Below are 14,362 nucleotides of genomic sequence, written 5' to 3'. Positions count from 1 at the left end.
ATGCCAGATACCCAGAACACCAGCGCGCTCGCGACCCGCGCTCTCCAGGTCGCATCCCGCGTCGACGCCATCGAACCCTTCCGCGTCATGGAAATGGTCAAGCAGGCCGCCGCCATGAGCCGCGCCGGCATCGACGTCATCAGCATGAGCGTCGGCGAGCCCGACTTCACCGCGCCGGACATGGTGGCGCAGGCCGCCATGGAAGCGATCCGCGGCGGCGCCACCCAGTACACCGAATCGCTCGGCCTGCCCGCGCTGCGCGAGGCGATTTCCGGCCACTATGCCCGCTCCTACGGCCTGGACATCGATCCGCGCCGCATCGTGGTCACCGCCGGCGCTTCGGCCGGCCTGCTGCTGGCCTGCGCCGCCCTGGTGGCCGAGGGCGACGAAGTCCTGATGCCGGATCCCTGCTATCCCTGCAACCGCCACTTCGTCAGCGCCTTCGGCGGCAAGCCGACCCTCCTGTATTCGAGCGCCGCGGAACGCTACCAGCTCACGGCGGCCCACGTGGCCGAGCATTGGCACGACCGCACCCGCGGCGTGCTGGTGGCCTCGCCCTCGAACCCGACCGGCACCTCGATGACCGTGCCGCAGGCGCGCGAGCTGCTGGCGGCCGTCAGGCAGCGCGGCGGCTTCGCCATCGTCGACGAGATCTACCAGGGCCTGTCCTACGACGGCAAGGCGGTCAGCGCGCTGGCGCTCGACGACAATGTCATCACCGTGAACAGCTTCTCGAAGTACTTCAGCATGACCGGCTGGCGCCTGGGCTGGCTGGTGGTGCCGGAAGTCCTGGTCCCGGCGATCGAGAAACTGGCCCAGAACCTGTTCATCTGCGCGCCCACCATCGCCCAGCATGCCGCCCTGGCCTGCTTCCGCGACGATGCGCTGGAGATTTTCGAAGCGCGCCGCCTGGAATTCCAGCGCCGCCGCGACTTCCTGGTGCCGGCCCTGCGCGAACTGGGCTTTTCCGTGCCGGTGATGCCGGACGGCGCCTTCTACGTGTACTCGGATATCTCGCACCTGCCGCATCGCCACGCCGGCGACAGCACGGCCTTCGGCAAGGCGGTGCTGGAAGAAGCCCATGTGGCGATCGTGCCGGGCGACGACTTCGGCTTCGCGGCGCCGAGCCGCCACGTGCGCTTTTCGTACGCGACCAAGTACGAGCGGATCGAGGAAGCCGTGCAGCGCCTCGCCCGCTTGCTGCGCAAATAGGAATTAACTGTGCTGCGCCTGCGAGGCGTCGATCAGCGGTAGCAGCGCATCCAGCCCGACCGGCTTGACCAGGTAGTGGTCGAAGCCGGCCTCGCGGCCGCGCGCCTCGTCCTCGGGCTGGCCGTAGCCCGTCAGCGCGATCGCCAACGGCCGCGTGCCCTGCTCTCCCTTGCCCATCGCCGCGCGCACCGCGCGGATCAGGCCCAGTCCGTCCAGGCCCGGCAGGCCGATGTCGCACACGATCACGTCGTAAGGCCGCTCGAGCGCCGCCGCCAGGCCGCTGCGCCCATCCAGCGCGGTCACCACCTCGTGCCCCTCTTCGCGCAGGCAGGCGGCCAGGGTGGCGCAGGTATCCGGATTGTCTTCCACCACCAGCACCCGCTTGCGTCCGCCGGTGACGGCCACCTGTGACGGGCCGCGGTCGATGCTGTGACTGCCGGAACGCGGCAGGCGCACCGTAAAGCAGCTGCCCTGGCCCGCGCCGCCGCTCTCCGCCGCCACCGTGCCGGCATGCATGGACACGAGATTGCGCACCACGTTCAGGCCGATACCGAGGCCGCCCTCGGAGCGCGCCAGCGAGCGCGGCCCCTGGGTGAACAGGTCGAAGATATAGGGAATGATTTCGGGCGCGATGCCGTTGCCGTTGTCCTCGATCGCCACCGACACCTCGTCGGCGCCGGCGCGGGTCCGCACGTGCAGCCTGCCGCCGTCGCCGGTGTACTTGGAGGCATTCGCCAGCAGGTTGGTGAAGACCTGGGTCAGGCGCACCTGGTCGCCCTCGACCACCACGTTTTCCGGCGGCAGTTCGAGCTGCAGGCTCTGGCGGCGTTCCTGGATGCAGGGCTGCATGGTCTCGACCGCCTGCTGCAGCACGTCGGCCAGCACCAGCGGCTGGGTGCTCAAGGTGATCTTGCCGCTGCTGATGCGGGCGGCGTCGAGCAGGTCGTCGAGCAGCTTGGCCATATGGTCGACCTGGCGCGCGATCACGCGCGACAGCTTGTGCAGCTGGGGCGAGGCATCCGGGGCACGTTCCAGCAGCGAGGCCGCCATGCCGATCGGCGACAGCGGGTTGCGCAGCTCGTGCGCCAGCATCGCCAGGAATTCGTTCTGGCGCCGGTTGGCGGCTTCCGCGTCTTCCTGCAGGTGCTGGGCCTGCACCGCCGCCAGCACCAGGTGCTCGTTGGCGTCGCGCAGCTGCTCCAGGGTGGATTCGAGGCGGCGCCGTTCGGCGGCGGCGGCGCGCAGGGTCTCGACCTCGTCTTCGAGGACGCGGATGCGGCGCAGCAGGTATTCTTCCGGCAGGGCCGCGCGCGGTGTCTCGAGCGTGCTCGCGCGCTGTTGCGAGGCCGTGATGTCGTCGTCTTGCGGTTCCATTGCGTCCTCGTCCATGCCCTTCCCGTCAGCGCCTTAGCGTCGGATGTCCCGTCAGCAGCCCGTCGTATTCGCTCGGCTTGGCGTCGACCTCGATGCCGGCGTCCGTGATCTTGTACTCCCGCAGGTCGTTACTGTGATCGCAGCCGCGCACCTTTACCACCGTCATGACCTTGCGCAGCTCGCCTTCGATCTCGGCGAAGCGCATGGCCACTACCGCATCGGTCAGGAAAGACAAGGCGCTCGGGCTGAAACGCAGGCCCATGTAGTCGTCTTCCATGCCGACCGTCACCAAGGCCGTCACGCCGCGCTTGGCCAGGGCGGTCAGGGTGCGGAACACCGCGAGGCGCAGGTCGGCGCGCACTTCCGGCGCCAGGTAGAGCTCGATTTCGGACAGCGAATCGATGACGACCCTGGTAGCGCCGGTGCGCTCGATCGCGTTCATCAGGCCGTCCAGCAGTTCCTCGACGCTGAGCGACAGCGAACGGCTCTCGACCACCTCGACCCGGCCGCTCTGCGACAGCTCGGCCAGCTCGGCGTTGCGCAGGCGCGCGGTGCCCTTTTCGAAATACAGGGCGACACCCTTCTCGCCGAGGTCGGCGCCGGCCTGCAGGAAGCGGGTGCCGAGGATGGTCTTGCCGATGCCGGTGGGCCCGGACACCAGCATCGTATGGCCTTGCGGCAAGCCGCCACGCAGCAACTCGTCCAGCCCGGGCGTACCGGTCGGGATGCGGCACGGGATGCGGTCGATCGCGCCGCCCGGCAGGCGGTCGTCGGCCAGCGGCGGCAGCACGCGTGGATAGACCCGGATGCCGTCGTCGGTGATGCGCATGGTATGCGAGCCCGTCATGTGCGCCTGGCCGCGCATCTTGTTGATGCGGATCTTGCGCAACATCGAATTGTCGTCGGCAGCCTGGTAAAGGGTCATCATGCCGTCGGCCACCGTGATGATCGGATTGGCTTCGACATCCGCCTGGGAGTACTCGCCGATCAGGAAAGTGGTGGCCTGCCAGGTCGCCATCCGCGAACCGAGTTCCTGGATGAATTGCTGCAAGTCGGACAGTCCCTCGTTGCCGCTGCGCGCAGCCTGCATCACAGAGCGGAAGGAGTCGACGAACACCAGCCCGGGGCCGAAATCCTCGACCTCGCGCATGATGCGCTCCAATACCCCGTGGAAATGGCCTGCACGCAAATCGTCGGCCAGGTTCACGTAGCGGATATCCGGCCCGACCTTGGCCATGTCGAAGAAGGCGAACTGCTGCTGGTAGCGCAGCATCTTCAGCGGCGGCTCGCCCAGCACGGTAAAGAACAGGGCGCGCCGTTCGGGACCGGCCAGCGCGAACATGATCTGGTGGGCGAGCGTGGTCTTGCCGCTGCCGGGGGCGCCGGCAATCAGGGTGAAGGAATATTCGGTCAGGCCGCCGCCGAGGAGGACATCGAGGCCCGGAACCCCGGTTGCCAGCAATCCCAGGCGTACTTTGTCGGTCATTTACTTGTGCTCCTGTACATCTTCCGGTCCGTCCTGCTCCGCGGCCCCGGCCTGCTCGAGGAGCCGGGCCGTAAGCGCTTCGCCGATCAGCGACGACAGCTGTCTGGTGAATGTGTTCAGCAACTCCGCGTTCGCGATGTCGGCCACGGCACGCTCGACGCCTGCCAGGTCGCGCTCCAACGCAAGGAGCAGTCCGTCGATGGTCTTGCGCGAGGTATCCACGCTCATCCAATCGTAACGGACCGCCATCGTGCGGAGGGCGCGGCCGAACAATGCGCAAAACCCGCTCTCGCCGATCAGGGTGACCAACTGGCCACTGATGCGGCGCCACGGGCGCAGCCTGTCCACGGTAGCGCTCGCCTTTGGCTGCGCCGTCCCGTCATCGCTGGATTGTCGCCGCTTGTTGTCGTCTCTTTCCATGCAGGTCAACTGGAGTTATCTTGGTGCGGCACCGCCGAGGCGGCCAAGGCATGTGGCGAACATTATAACGGGATCCCCGGGCCACGAATTGTAAAATCGTGACAATATTTTCCTGGCCGATTTAATGCCGCCAGGCGGCCTGGACTGCTAATATCCTCGCTTCATACAAACACGACAACAAGCCGTAGCCATGCCAGACCGCCGATTCCGCGCCGCCCTGCTGGGCGCCATCCTGATTACCGCCCTGCCCGCCATCCACGCCGCCGCTCCCGCCGCCACCGCACCCGCCGTGCTGGAAGCGCCGCTGCGCGCCCACCTGTCCTTCCTCGCCGACGACCTGCTCGAAGGCCGCGGCACAGGCCAGCGCGGCGGCGAGCTGACGGTGCGCTACCTGGAAACCCAGGCCGCCGCGATCGGCCTGAAACCGGCCGCCGGCAAGGGCTATCGCCAGAGGGTCGAGCTGGTCGGCCAGAAGACCCGGCCCGGCAGCAGCCTGCGTTTCGAGGCCGGCGGCAAGACCATCGAGGCGGCCTTCGGCCAGGATGCCGTGTACGCCAACGCGAGCGGCCAGGCCGAGACCCGGCTGGACGCGCCGATGGTCTTCGTCGGCTACGGCATCGATGCGCCCGAGGAACACTGGAACGATTTCCAGGGCGCCGACGTGAAGGGCAAGCTGCTGGTGGCGATGGTGAACGACCCGCAGCCGACCACCGCCGAGCCACAGCGCTTTGCCGGCAAATCGCTGAGCTGGTACGGCCGCTGGACCTATAAATTCGAGGAGGCGCTGCGCCAGGGCGCGGCCGGCGTCCTGCTGATCCATACGACGGCGTCCGCCTCCTACCCGTGGAGCGTGCCGGTCAACAGCTTCTCGCACGAGCAGTTCCACCTGGCCGGCCCCGGCAACGCGCTGCAGGGCTGGATCAGCGAAGACATGGCGCGCCGCCTGTTCGCGGCGGCCGGCCAGGACCTCGACCAGCTGCGCGCCCGCGCCGAGGTGAAGGGCTTCCGCCCGGTCGAGCTGAAGGCCAGCGCCCACGCCGAGGTGAAGAGCGCGGTACGCCAGGTGGCCGAGTACAACGTGGCCGGCATCGTGCCCGGCACCGACCCCAAGCTGCGCGAGGAAGCGGTGATCTATTCGGCGCACTGGGACCACCTCGGCATCGACGAACGAGGTGGCCAGGACGGCGGCCAGCCGGACCACATCTGGAACGGCGCCATCGACAACGGCTCCGGCACCGCCGCCCTGCTGGCGATGGCCCAGGCGGCGGTGGCCCATCCGGCGCGCCGCACCCAGATCTTCCTGTGGCCCTGCGCCGAGGAGCAGGGCCTGCTGGGCAGCCTGGCCTATACGCGCGCGCCGCTGTGGCCGCTGGCCAGGACCGCCGCCGACCTGAACCTCGACAGCATGAACTTCGTCGGTCCGACCCGCGACATCGGCGTGCCCGGCGCCGAGCGCAGCTCCCTGCTCGACACCTCGCGCCAGGTGGCGAAGGACATGGGCCTGAGCCTGGCGCCGGCGGTGCCGGACCTGGGCGGCGCCTATTACCGCGCCGACCACTTCATGTTCGCCAGGGCCGGCGTTCCCGCCTTCAACGTCGGCTCGGCCGTGTTCTCCGGCGACGGCAGCTTTACCTTCGTCCACGATCCGGCGGGGTCCGGCGCCCGCATGCGCGCTTTTACCAAGGATTATCACCAGGTCAGCGACCAGTACGACCCGAGCTGGGACCTGTCGGGCATGGTGCAGCAGGCCCAGTTCACCCTGAACCTGGGCTATGCGGTGGCGAATGCGCCGGCGATGCCGGTGTGGCGCGCGGCCGAGGCCTGGGGCAAGGTGAAGCGCTGATGATGAAGTCGACCATGCGCTGCTCCCGCCCGGCCCTGCTTGCCCTGCTGCTCGGGCTTTCCGGCATCGCTTCGGCCACCCAGGCCGACGCCCGCTTCCAGGCCATCTACCGGCAGGAATGGCAATGGCGCATCGACCAGCGCCTGGCCGACGACGAGGACCTGCCCAAGGGCCGGCGCCCGGAACTGCCCCACGTCGACGCCGCCACCCAGGAACAACGGCGCCGCTACTGGGAGGGCGTGCTGAAGCGCCTCGACGGCATCGACCCCGGCTCGCTGTCCAGGCCCGAGCGCATCAACTACGCCGTCTACCGCGCCCAGATCCAGGCCTTGTACGAAGCCCAGCGCTTCCGCGAATACGAGCAGCCGGTGAATGCCGACAGCGCCTTCTGGACCGACATCACCTATGCCGCGCGGCGTTCCTTCAAGTCGGCGCAGGAGTACCGCGACTACATCGCCCAGCTGCGCGACATGCCGCGCTACTTCCGCGAGCAGCTGGCGAACATGCGCGCCGGCCTGGCGCGCGGCTTCACGCCGCCGCGCGTGACCCTGGCCGGACGCGATGCGCCGCTGGCCTCGGTGGCCGAGGCGAAGAGCCCGCAGGACACCATCTTCTACACGCCCTTCCGCAACATGCCTTCGGCGATCCCGGCGGCCGAACAGGAGCGCCTGCGCGCGGAAGGCGCGGCCGCGATCCGCGATGCCGTGCAACCGGCCCATGCGGAAGTGCTGGCCTATGTGCGCAGCGAGTACATCCCGAAGGCGCGCGTCGCCCTGGCCGCCGGCAGCCTGCCGGACGGCCGCGCCTACTACCAGTCGAAGATCGTCGAGTACACCACCACGTCGCTGAGCGCCGACGAGATCCACCGGATCGGCCTGGCCGAGATGGCGAAGATCCGCGCCGAGATGCAGGAGACCATGAACCAGGCTGGCTTCAAGGGCGACCTGCCGGCCTTCCTGGCCTTCCTGCGCAGCGATCCGCAGTTCTATGCGAAGACGCCCGACGAACTGCTGATGCGCGCGGCCTGGATCGCCAAGAAGTTCGACGGCAAGGCCGAGCAGTACTTCGGCTACCTGCCGCGTCGCCGCTTCGCCATCGTGCCGGTGCCGCCCGACCAGGCGCCCTACTACACCTCGGCGCGCGGCGGACCCGGCGTCTACCTGGTGAACACCTATAACCTGCCGGCCCGCGCCCTCTACAGCCTGCCGGCCCTGACCCTGCACGAATCGGCGCCCGGCCACGCCTTCCAGATGCCGGTGGCGATGGAACAGCAAGGCGTGCCGCCGTTCCGCAAAGCCTATATTTCGGCCTACGGCGAGGGCTGGGCCCTGTATTCGGAACGCCTCGGCACCGAGATGGGCATCTACGAGACGCCCTACGAAATGTTCGGCATGCTGAGCTACCAGGCCTGGCGTGCCGCGCGCCTGGTGGTCGACACCGGCATCCACGCCCAGGGCTGGACCCGCGAACAGGCGCAGGCCTATATGCACGACAACACGGCGCTGTCCGATCACGAGATCGAGACGGAGGTCGACCGCTACATCTCCTGGCCGGGCCAGGCTCTCTCCTACTACCTGGGCGAGATGGCGATCATGAATGCGCGTAAAAAAGCGGAGGCGGCCCTGGGGCCGAAGTTCGATATCCGCGCCTTCCACGACACCGTGCTGCAGCTCGGCTCCGTGCCGCTGCCGGTGCTGGAGGCGCGCATCGACGCCTTCATTGCGGAGGGCGGGAAGTCGCCGTATCCGCACCAGGACTGACCCCGCCGCGGCCGGTCATGCGCCTGAGCACCTGCGCATAGCCGCGTTCGAGCGGCGCGCCGGCCTCATAGGCCCCATGCTCGCGCAGCCAGCGATGGAAGCGCGGCAGCTGCCAGGCCGGCACCGCCGGCACCAGATGGTGTTCGAAGTGGTAGTTGACATAGTTCGGCGCCACCGTCAGCCGCTCCCACCACGAGGCCAGCACGGTGCGCGTATTGCGCCAGATGTCGGGCTCGCGCGTGCCCGGCAGCGCGCCGTGCTCGGCGGCGTTGCGGATGCGGCTGTACAGCATGTAGGTCGTCAGCCACGCGGCTGGCCACAGCAGATACGTCCACGCCTGCCCGGCCGCGGCGCAGGCGGCGAGCATGAACGCATTCGCCAGCGCGCAACGCCAGCTGTTGCGCAGCAGCGTACGCGCGCTCGGCACGCGCTTTTCCTGGCCGCCGGCACGGTAGCTGTAGCCGCTGCGCTGGTCGGCGCTCGCATACAGCATCACCAGGGCGGCGAACGCGCGCAGACCGGAGCGGCCGCTCAGGTCGCGCAGCAGCTTGCGGCGCAGCGAGGCGCGGCTGACCGGGTAGTTTTCGTAATTCGGCAGGTCGGGGTCGGCATCGGTACCGGCCTGCTGGTGATGAGTGAAATGGTAGCGGCGGTAGATGCCGAGTTCGACGAACATCGGCGCCGCACACAGCCACTGGCCGACCCACTCATTGAGCGCCGCGGTCCTGAACAGCGAACGGTGCGCGGTCTCGTGCATCAGGATGCCGAGGCCGAGCTGGCGGCCGCCCAGGACGACCAGCGCGATGGCCACGATCAAGGGATTGGCCCGCCACATCACGAGCCCGAAGCAGGCCGCGACCAGGCCCCAGTTGAAGGCCAGCATGCGCCAGCCCGCCAGGTCGGACTTCGCCAGGAATGGACGGATCTGCTCGCGCGGGAGAGGCTGGGTCCAGTCGAGGCGCATGGCGGCTCCGGTTCAGGGGTGGCTTATTCGAACAGCTTCAGCTTCAGCTGCACGGAAATCCCGCCATACAGCCTGTCCTTGTAGCTCGGGATGATGCCGACGTTGACGCCGACCCGCCGGTATTCGTAGGTCAGGGTCGGCACCACGGCCGGGAACCAGCCGCCGTCGCGCATGTGCGGGTAGCCGTTGAAGGCGGCGATCGCCGCGCCGAGGCGCACCGGGCCGATCGCGTAGGGCTGCCAGATCACGCCGGCATAGTTCGAGTACTCGCGGTCGCTGTTGTAGAAGCGGCCGAAGGCGGCCGCCATCGTGCCCGAGAAGCGGTATTCGCCGCCGAGGCCCCAGTTGGCGCCGTTCAGGTCCTTGTCGCGGTTGAAGTGCCAGGTGGCGAAACCGCTGTCGATCCAGAGCTCGCTCTTCGGCGCGGCGTCGATCTTCGTGAACAGCTCGTCGGCATGGGCAAGCGGCGCCAGCGCCAGCGCAGCCAGCGCCAGGCAGGCTGCCGCGGTCTTGGGGAAAAACGTGTTCAATCGTCTGCTTTCGGATCGAGATGGGGGAACATCACTTCGGTGAAGCCGAAGCGGGAAAAGTCCTTGATGCGCATCGGGTAGAGGATGCCCAGCAGGTGGTCGACCTCGTGCTGCACCACGCGCGCATGGAAACCGTCGACGTCGCGACTGATATGTTTTCCATATTGATCGAAGCCCTCATAGTGCAAACGCGTATGACGGGGCACGCTGCCGCGCAGGCCCGGCACCGACAGGCAGCCTTCGAAGCCCTCTTCCATCTCGCTGGACAACGGGGTCAGGACCGGATTGATCAGCACCGTCTCCGGCACCGCGGGGGCGTCCGGATAGCGCTGGTTCCGGCCGAAGCCGAAGATCACCAGCTGCAGGTTGACGCCGATCTGCGGCGCGGCCAGGCCGGCGCCGTCGACCGCGTGCATGGTCTCGAACATGTCGGCAACCAGCGCGTGCAGCTCGGGCGTATCGAATTCCTTTACCGGCTCGGCAAGGCGCAGCAGGCGCGGATCGCCCATCTTCAGAATCTCGCGGATCATTTCAGCTCCTTCAGGAACTCGGCGAAACCGGCCGCCGTTTCCGGATGCTTCAGCCCCATCGCCGCGGTCGCCTTCAGGTAACCGAGCTTGGAACCGCAATCATAGCGCTGGCCGGCGTAGCGGTAGGCCAGCACGCGCTCGTCGGCCATCAGCGAGGCGATGCCGTCGGTGAGCTGGATCTCGCCGCCGGCGCCGGCGCCGATCCTGGCGAGGTGATCGAAGATCGAACCGGACAGCACGTAGCGGCCGACCACCGCCAGGGTCGACGGCGCCTCGTCCGGCAGCGGCTTCTCGACGATGCCCGACACCAGTTCCAGGTCCGGACGGTAGGCGCTGGCGCTGACGATGCCGTACTGGCGGGTGTTCGCGCGCGGCACGTCCTGCACCGCGAGCACGCTGCATCTCTCGTAGTCGTAGAGCTCGGTCATCTGGGCCAGCACCGGCTTGTGGCCGGGCGCGCTGTCCATGAAGTCGTCGGCCAGCAGCACCGCGAAGGCTTCGTTGCCGACCACCGGCTGCGCGCACAGCACCGCGTGGCCCAGGCCCAGCGGCTCGGACTGGCGGATGTAGATGCAGTTGACGTTCTTCGGGATCACGCCGCGCACCAGCTTCAGCAGCTCTGCCTTGCCGTGCGCCTCCAGCTCCGCCTCGAGTTCGTAGGCCTTGTCGAAGTGGTCTTCGATGGCGCGCTTGTTGCGGCCGGTGATGAAGATCATCTCGGTGACGCCGGCGGCGACCGCCTCCTCGACCGCGTACTGGATCAGCGGCTTGTCGACGATCGGCAGCATTTCCTTCGGCTGCGCCTTGGTGGCCGGCAGGAAGCGGCTGCCGAGGCCGGCCACCGGGAATACGGCCTTCTTGATTGCACTCATTCTGCCTCCGTCAGGTTGATTTGGGCAGCAGCGCCAGCAGGCCTGCCTCGTCCAGCACGGTCACGCCCAGGCTCTCGGCCTTTTCCAGCTTGCTGCCCGCTTCGGCGCCAGCCACGACGTAGGAAGTCTTCTTCGACACCGAACCGGACACCTTGCCGCCGGCCGCCTCGATCAAGGCGCCGGCCTGGTCGCGCGACATGGTCGGCAAGGTCCCGGTCAGCACGAAGGTCTTGCCGGCCAACGGGCCTTCTTCGCCCGCCGGCGCCTGTTCCGGCAACTGTGCCAGCAGTTCGCGCCGCAGGTCGGCGAGCTTCCGCACGGTCTCGCGATTGGCGGGCACCGCCATCCACTCTTCCAGCGACTCAGCAACCGTCGACGGCAGGCCGAACACGCTGAAGATCTTCAGGTGGGCCAGGTCGTCCAGGGTGCGGCCATCCGCCAGCAGCTGCTTCGCGCGCGGCTCGGTCAGTTTCGGGATGCCGAGTGCGGCCAGCAGCTGCACCTCGTCGAGGCGCTCGCGCAGCTGGGCCTTGGGCGCATGCTCGCCCTGCGGTTCGACGCCGGCGGCCAGCAGCGCATCCAGCGCGGCCTGGTTCTTCGGTTCGTCAAAGAATTCGGCGATGGCCTCGGCCACGGTGCCGCCGATGTCCGGCAGCACGCGCAGCAGCGCGGCGGGAGCGCGGCGCACCAGCGCCAGGCTGCCCAGCCAGTCGGCCAGGGTCTTGCCGGTCGATTCGCCCACGTGGCGGATGCCGAGCGCGAACAGCAGGCGCTCCAGCGGCGGGCGCCGGCTGGCGGCGATCGCGGCCAGCAGGTTGTCGGCCCACTTGGTCGCCACCTTGCCCTGCTTGACGGCGGGCTTGTCCGGTTCCGGCGTGGTGTCGTCGCGCTCGTCCGCCAGGCGCTTCATGGCCAGCAGGTCGTCCAGGGTCAGGCGGTAGAGGTCGGCCACGCCGTGGATCAGGTTGCACTCCACCAGGCTGTCGATGTAGCGGTCACCCAGGCCTTCGATGTCCATCATGCGGCGGCCGGCGAAGTGGCGGATCGCCTCCTTGCGCTGGGCCGCGCAGGTCAGGCCGCCGGAGCAGCGCGCCACCGCCTCGCCCTCTTCGCGCACCACGTGCGAACCGCACACCGGGCAGGTCTTCGGCAGTTCGTAGACGGCCGGCTCGGGAAGCGGACGGCGCTCCAGCACCACCGCCAGCACCTCGGGGATGACGTCGCCGGCGCGCCGCACGATCACGGTGTCGCCGATGCGCACGTCCTTGCGCCGCACTTCGTCCTCGTTGTGCAGGGTGGCGTTGGTGACGGTCACGCCGCCGACCGACACCGGCGTCAGGCGCGCCACTGGCGTGATGGCGCCGGTGCGGCCCACCTGCACGTCGATCGCCTGGACCGTGGTCAGCGCTTCCTCGGCCGGGAATTTGTGCGCCAGCGCGAAGCGCGGGGCGCGCGAGACGAAGCCGAGCCGCGCCTGGTCGGCGATGCGGTCGACCTTGTAGACCACGCCGTCGATCTCGTAGGGCAGCGACTTGCGCTTCTCGCCGATCGAGCGGAAGTAGTCGAGGATGCCTTCGCAGCCCTTCACCACCGCGCGCTCCTTCGACACCGGCAAACCGAGGCGTTCGAACCAGTCCAGCACCGCAGAGTGCGATTGCGGCATGTCCGCGCCTTCGAGCACGCCGATGCCGTAGGCGAAGAAGCGCAGTTTGCGCTGGGCCGTGATGCGGGCGTCGAGCTGGCGCAGGCTGCCGGCGGCGGCGTTGCGCGGGTTCGCGAATTCCTTCTGCCCAAGCTCGCGCTGGCGCTGGTTCAGGCGCTCGAAGTCCTGCTTGAACATCAGGACTTCGCCGCGCACTTCCAGCACCTCGGGCGCAGTCTCCCCATCGGCATCGCCGCGCAGGCGCAGCGGGATCACCTTGATGGTGCGGATATTCGCGCTGACGTCCTCGCCGGTATAGCCGTCGCCGCGGGTCGCGGCCTGCACGAACACGCCGTTCTCGTAACGCAGGCTGATCGCCAGGCCGTCGAACTTGAGCTCGGCCGCATACTCGACCCGGGCGCCGTTCGGCAGGTCCAGGCCTTCGCGCACGCGGCGGTCGAAGTTGTCGATGTCCTCGCTTGAAAAACCGTTGTTCAGCGACAGCATCGGCATCGCGTGCGTCACCTGGCTGAATTCCGGGATCGGCGCACCGCCCACGCGCGAGGTCGGCGTGTCGTTGGACACCGCTTCCGGATGCGCCGCTTCCAGTTCCTGCAGTTCGCGGAACAGCTTGTCGTATTCGGCGTCCGGAATGGTCGGCGCGTCGAGCACGTGGTAGTTATAGATGTGGTGGTTCAGTTCCTTGACCAGCCACGCCATCCGCTCGAGGTAGTTCTGCTGCTCGCTCATGGAAAAGCCTCAGCTGAACAGGCGCAGCGCGCGGGTCGAGCCGGCCGGGATGTCGGCCGCTTCCATCTCCTGGTAGAACTCGCCGACCTGGCCGGCGATCTCGCCCAGCGCTTCGTCCGACAGCGGCTGGTCGAAGTCGTCGACGATGGCGGCGTCCAGGCGCAGCTCCAGCGACTTGGCGCAGGCGACCATCTTGCCGAAACCGTCGCGGGCCGGGGTCACGCAGGGCACGTCGAGCAGCAGGGTCAGGCGCGAGGTCGTGTCGGCGCCCAGGTTGACGTTGGTCGACAGGGTGAACAGGACCCCGCCTGCACTTCCCTCTTCCTTGTCCGGCATCGCGAAGCGGCCGCTTGGCCCCACGTCGAAGCCCTGGTTCTCGAGCGCGCCGATCAGGGTCGACATCGCCCACGGCGCGCCCTTCGAGGCCAGGTTCACGCCCAGCTGGGCATCGTGGCCGGCGACGAAGCGGTGCAGGTTCTTCGCCTCGCTCATCACCTCGATCATGTCCGGCACTTCCGGCTCGGCACCAATCTCGTCGGCCACCGCGCGCAGGCGCGTGACCATCTCCGAGTATTCGAGTTCGTTCAGCGAGGTGGTGCGGGTGGCCATCTGGACGCCGGCCTGCAGCTTGGTGTAGACGCCGCCATGCACGATCGGCTCCCAGTCGCCGTTGACGGCCAGGCCGACGAAGTGGACCGGCTTGTTGCCGACGCGGCGCAGCTTCAGCAGCGCGGGCAGGATCTTGTCGCCGCGCAGTGCGCCTTCGGTGTTCAGCGGGATCAGGCAGTCGATCAGCGGGTCGACCAGGTTCTCGGCCAGCTGGGCCGGCGGCGTGTCCGGCTTGGTGCCAGGCAGGCCGGCGAGCGGATCGAGGGCGGCGGCAGCGGCGGGCCCGGCCGAAGCGGCGGCGCCGGCACCGGCACTTGCGCCGGGCTGCGGCTCGCGCACCGCGGGCTCGGCCACGGCATCGGCCCGGGCC

At 68.4% G+C, this 14,362-nt stretch carries 12 protein-coding genes; 3 read left to right on the top strand and 9 right to left on the bottom strand.

The window, feature by feature from the left end:
- Positions 1-1,212 (top strand): pyridoxal phosphate-dependent aminotransferase, encoded by a 1,212-nt coding sequence (locus tag AC1DOQ_RS21025; RefSeq protein WP_477368772.1) that lies wholly within the window; start codon positions 1-3, stop codon positions 1,210-1,212.
- A 3-nt stretch (positions 1,213-1,215) separates the two neighbouring features.
- Here the strand turns inward: AC1DOQ_RS21025 and AC1DOQ_RS21020 are convergent, their stop codons facing one another.
- Genes AC1DOQ_RS21020 through AC1DOQ_RS21010 form a run of 3 tightly spaced genes read right to left on the bottom strand, consistent with a single transcriptional unit; the run spans position 1,216 to position 4,492 of the window.
- Positions 1,216-2,586 carry a hybrid sensor histidine kinase/response regulator gene (locus tag AC1DOQ_RS21020; RefSeq protein ID WP_477368770.1) on the bottom strand — a complete coding sequence of 457 codons (1,371 nt, stop codon included), beginning with the start codon at positions 2,584-2,586 and terminating at the stop codon, positions 1,216-1,218.
- 25 nt (positions 2,587-2,611) lie between these two features.
- Positions 2,612-4,072, bottom strand: coding sequence for an ATPase domain-containing protein (locus AC1DOQ_RS21015; RefSeq protein ID WP_477368768.1), 1,461 nt, complete (start codon positions 4,070-4,072; stop codon positions 2,612-2,614).
- Positions 4,073-4,492 (bottom strand): hypothetical protein, encoded by a 420-nt coding sequence (locus AC1DOQ_RS21010; protein ID WP_477368766.1) that lies wholly within the window; start codon positions 4,490-4,492, stop codon positions 4,073-4,075.
- A 190-nt stretch (positions 4,493-4,682) separates the two neighbouring features.
- Here AC1DOQ_RS21010 and AC1DOQ_RS21005 point away from each other — a divergent pair, with 190 nt between their 5' ends.
- Positions 4,683-6,335 carry a M28 family peptidase gene (locus tag AC1DOQ_RS21005; protein WP_477368764.1) on the top strand — a complete coding sequence of 551 codons (1,653 nt, stop codon included), beginning with the start codon at positions 4,683-4,685 and terminating at the stop codon, positions 6,333-6,335.
- A complete protein-coding gene (locus AC1DOQ_RS21000; protein WP_477368762.1) occupies positions 6,335-8,095 on the top strand; it encodes a DUF885 domain-containing protein in 1,761 nt (586 codons plus the stop codon). Before AC1DOQ_RS21005 ends, AC1DOQ_RS21000 begins: the two co-directional genes overlap by 1 nt.
- On the opposite strand, the gene AC1DOQ_RS20995 is transcribed toward AC1DOQ_RS21000, so the two are convergent.
- The 6 genes from AC1DOQ_RS20995 to AC1DOQ_RS20970 all read right to left on the bottom strand — a co-directional run.
- The gene (locus tag AC1DOQ_RS20995) at positions 8,052-9,059 is read right to left on the bottom strand and encodes a fatty acid desaturase family protein (protein WP_477368760.1); all 1,008 of its coding nucleotides are present in this window, start codon (positions 9,057-9,059) and stop codon (positions 8,052-8,054) included. The genes AC1DOQ_RS21000 and AC1DOQ_RS20995 overlap by 44 nt on opposite strands.
- 23 nt (positions 9,060-9,082) lie before the next feature.
- Positions 9,083-9,589: a hypothetical protein gene (locus AC1DOQ_RS20990; protein WP_477368758.1), complete on the bottom strand. Its 507-nt coding sequence runs from the start codon at positions 9,587-9,589 to the stop codon at positions 9,083-9,085.
- Positions 9,586-10,119, bottom strand: coding sequence for a peptide deformylase (def, locus tag AC1DOQ_RS20985; protein WP_477368756.1), 534 nt, complete (start codon positions 10,117-10,119; stop codon positions 9,586-9,588). The genes AC1DOQ_RS20990 and def overlap by 4 nt, the downstream gene beginning before the upstream one ends.
- Positions 10,116-10,991 (bottom strand): UTP--glucose-1-phosphate uridylyltransferase GalU, encoded by an 876-nt coding sequence (galU, locus tag AC1DOQ_RS20980; protein ID WP_477368754.1) that lies wholly within the window; start codon positions 10,989-10,991, stop codon positions 10,116-10,118. The genes def and galU overlap by 4 nt, the downstream gene beginning before the upstream one ends.
- Before the next feature lie 10 nt (positions 10,992-11,001).
- Positions 11,002-13,383 (bottom strand): NAD-dependent DNA ligase LigA, encoded by a 2,382-nt coding sequence (gene ligA, locus AC1DOQ_RS20975; protein WP_477368752.1) that lies wholly within the window; start codon positions 13,381-13,383, stop codon positions 11,002-11,004.
- Between the two features lie 9 nt (positions 13,384-13,392).
- The coding region (locus AC1DOQ_RS20970) for a cell division protein ZipA C-terminal FtsZ-binding domain-containing protein (protein ID WP_477368750.1) at positions 13,393-14,362 on the bottom strand (970 nt) is incomplete at its 5' end.

It is taken from the genome of Massilia sp. 01N417 (genome assembly GCF_056399645.1).
The sequence above is the reverse complement of the archived record's forward strand: the minus strand, read 5'-3'. Positions and strand labels throughout refer to the sequence as shown.

What these genes read in the sequence shown, in the direction of transcription:
- AC1DOQ_RS21025 (WP_477368772.1), top strand. Translation starts at nt 1, where the DNA reads ATGCCAGATACCCAGAACACCAGCGCGCTCGCGACCCGCGCTCTCCAG.
- AC1DOQ_RS21020 (WP_477368770.1), bottom strand. Translation starts at nt 2,586, where the DNA reads ATGGAACCGCAAGACGACGACATCACGGCCTCGCAACAGCGCGCGAGC.
- AC1DOQ_RS21015 (WP_477368768.1), bottom strand. Translation starts at nt 4,072, where the DNA reads ATGACCGACAAAGTACGCCTGGGATTGCTGGCAACCGGGGTTCCGGGC.
- AC1DOQ_RS21010 (WP_477368766.1), bottom strand. Translation starts at nt 4,492, where the DNA reads ATGGAAAGAGACGACAACAAGCGGCGACAATCCAGCGATGACGGGACG.
- AC1DOQ_RS21005 (WP_477368764.1), top strand. Translation starts at nt 4,683, where the DNA reads ATGCCAGACCGCCGATTCCGCGCCGCCCTGCTGGGCGCCATCCTGATT.
- AC1DOQ_RS21000 (WP_477368762.1), top strand. Translation starts at nt 6,335, where the DNA reads ATGATGAAGTCGACCATGCGCTGCTCCCGCCCGGCCCTGCTTGCCCTG.
- AC1DOQ_RS20995 (WP_477368760.1), bottom strand. Translation starts at nt 9,059, where the DNA reads ATGCGCCTCGACTGGACCCAGCCTCTCCCGCGCGAGCAGATCCGTCCA.
- def (WP_477368756.1), bottom strand. Translation starts at nt 10,119, where the DNA reads ATGATCCGCGAGATTCTGAAGATGGGCGATCCGCGCCTGCTGCGCCTT.
- galU (WP_477368754.1), bottom strand. Translation starts at nt 10,991, where the DNA reads ATGAGTGCAATCAAGAAGGCCGTATTCCCGGTGGCCGGCCTCGGCAGC.
- ligA (WP_477368752.1), bottom strand. Translation starts at nt 13,383, where the DNA reads ATGAGCGAGCAGCAGAACTACCTCGAGCGGATGGCGTGGCTGGTCAAG.